Genomic DNA, 1,745 nt, shown 5'->3' with positions numbered 1-1,745 from the left:
ATTTTGGTCCAAGTATGCCTCATGTTCTAAATCTTGCTTTTCCGAATGAAAATCATGATTTGCTCTTGACCAAACTTGATTTAGCTGGTTTCGCAATCTCAACTGGTTCTGCTTGTACAGCCGGTACAATCGAACCTTCCCATGTTCTTGAAGCTGTTTACGGGAAAAATTCTGAAAAACTAAAAGAAAACATACGTATTTCTTTTTCAGAAATGAATACAATTGATGAAGTTAATCTCTTCGTTGAAAAACTTAGTTCTATTTTAAAAAAATAACGCAAATTGTAAAATGAAGTTAGCCACCTTGAGTCAAGCAAAAAACATCTGAATCTCTTATACTAGAAGTTCGACCAAATAGTATAAAAAGGAAATTCAGATGCAAGACTATTCTATCACAAGCCAGAGCAAAGGGAAACACCTGACCAATCAAGACCGTTTAAACATTGAACGTTGGCACAATAAAGAAGGACTGAGCAACCGTGAGATTGCGCGCTTATTGAATAAAGCTCATGGGACGATTGACAGAGAGATGAAGCGAGGGGAAATCCAGCTCAAGCGGAAGGTAAAATACTCTGCTAAAAAGGCTCAAGAAAATTATGAAGGATTGAGGGCTCACAGTGTTCGTCCGAGTAAACTCACGACTGAGATTGATTGTTATGTGAGTACACGTCTTAAAGAAGACAAGGACTCTTTGGAAGTCATTCATCAGGCTCTAAAAGGAGTTTCTCTGAGCAGCCTCTACAATTGGGTCAACTGGGGCTGGTTAGAAGCCAAGCGTCATCATCTTTTCTATCCGCAGTATAAGGCGGCAAAGAAAATCAAACCTCGTGCGCCAAAGCATCCTTTTGGTAAGTCTATTGAAGAACGGCCTGAGTTCATTAACAATCGCTTAGAAGTGGGGCATTACGAGATTGACACGGTCATTCTTACGAGAGCTAAGAACAAGGTGCTTTTGACGCTCACAGAGCGAAAATACCGCACGGAGATCATTCGCTTGATTGATGGGAAAACAGCACAGGCGGTCAATGATGAGCTGGTGGAACTTCAAAAAAGTTATGACTTCAAATCCATTACCCCTGACAATGGCCATGAATTTGCAAGGCTCTCTGAGGTCGTAAGCTGTCCAGTTTACTATGCACACGCCTACGCGAGCTTTGAGCGAGGGACGAATGAAAACCATAACCGAATGATTCGTAGGCATCTGCCAAAAGGCACAACAAAGACGACCCCTGAAGAAGTCGCCGCTATCGAGTATTGGATGAACCATTATCCAAGAAAAATGTTCAACTATAAGAGTTCATATGAGATGAGCTTGGCTGGCTAACTTGGACTTGCAATTTGCGTAAATAATAAATTTTTAAAAAAATAAAAAAATTACAGCTGAGACTAGAAATTTCAGAAAGTCTGTGTTATAATATATTTCGTCGTGAAAATGACGCTTTAAGCATGACTCGTTAGCTCAGTTGGTAGAGCATTTGACTTTTAATCAAAGGGTCGCTGGTTCGAGCCCAGCACGGGTCATAATCCTAGCGGATGTGGCGGAATTGGCAGACGCACTAGATTTAGGATCTAGCGCTTAACGGCGTGGGGGTTCAAGTCCCTTCATCCGCATACTAGGTATTAGCCGACTTAGCTCAGTTGGTAGAGCATCTGATTTGTAATCAGAGGGTCGCGTGTTCGAATCCCCGCCCCCGGTCGCGGAGTCGTTCTGACTCGGTACGGCGGTCGTCGGATCGGTCGGTTCCA

General features: G+C 42.6%; 2 protein-coding genes and 2 tRNA genes. All 4 read left to right on the top strand.

Annotation, left to right across the window (positions count from 1 at the left end):
- A partial coding sequence (locus AB0N16_RS41705; protein ID WP_365806025.1) for an aminotransferase class V-fold PLP-dependent enzyme occupies positions 1-275 on the top strand: 275 nt, incomplete at its 5' end.
- A gap of 100 nt (positions 276-375) precedes the next feature.
- Positions 376-1,323: an IS30 family transposase gene (locus tag AB0N16_RS41700; protein ID WP_003130410.1), complete on the top strand. Its 948-nt coding sequence runs from the start codon at positions 376-378 to the stop codon at positions 1,321-1,323.
- Positions 1,324-1,447: 124 nt separating this feature from the next.
- A tRNA-Lys gene (locus AB0N16_RS41695) sits at positions 1,448-1,520 on the top strand.
- A gap of 8 nt (positions 1,521-1,528) precedes the next feature.
- A tRNA-Leu gene (locus AB0N16_RS41690) sits at positions 1,529-1,610 on the top strand.
- Positions 1,611-1,745 lie beyond the last annotated feature (135 nt).

This window comes from Streptomyces sp. NPDC051105, assembly GCF_040682795.1.
In the GTDB taxonomy this organism is placed as follows: domain Bacteria; phylum Actinomycetota; class Actinomycetes; order Streptomycetales; family Streptomycetaceae; genus Streptomyces.
The sequence above is the reverse complement of the archived record's forward strand: the minus strand, read 5'-3'. Positions and strand labels throughout refer to the sequence as shown.

Excerpts from the sequence above, each read along its gene's own strand:
- AB0N16_RS41700 (WP_003130410.1), top strand. The coding sequence starts at position 376 with ATGCAAGACTATTCTATCACAAGCCAGAGCAAAGGGAAACACCTGACC.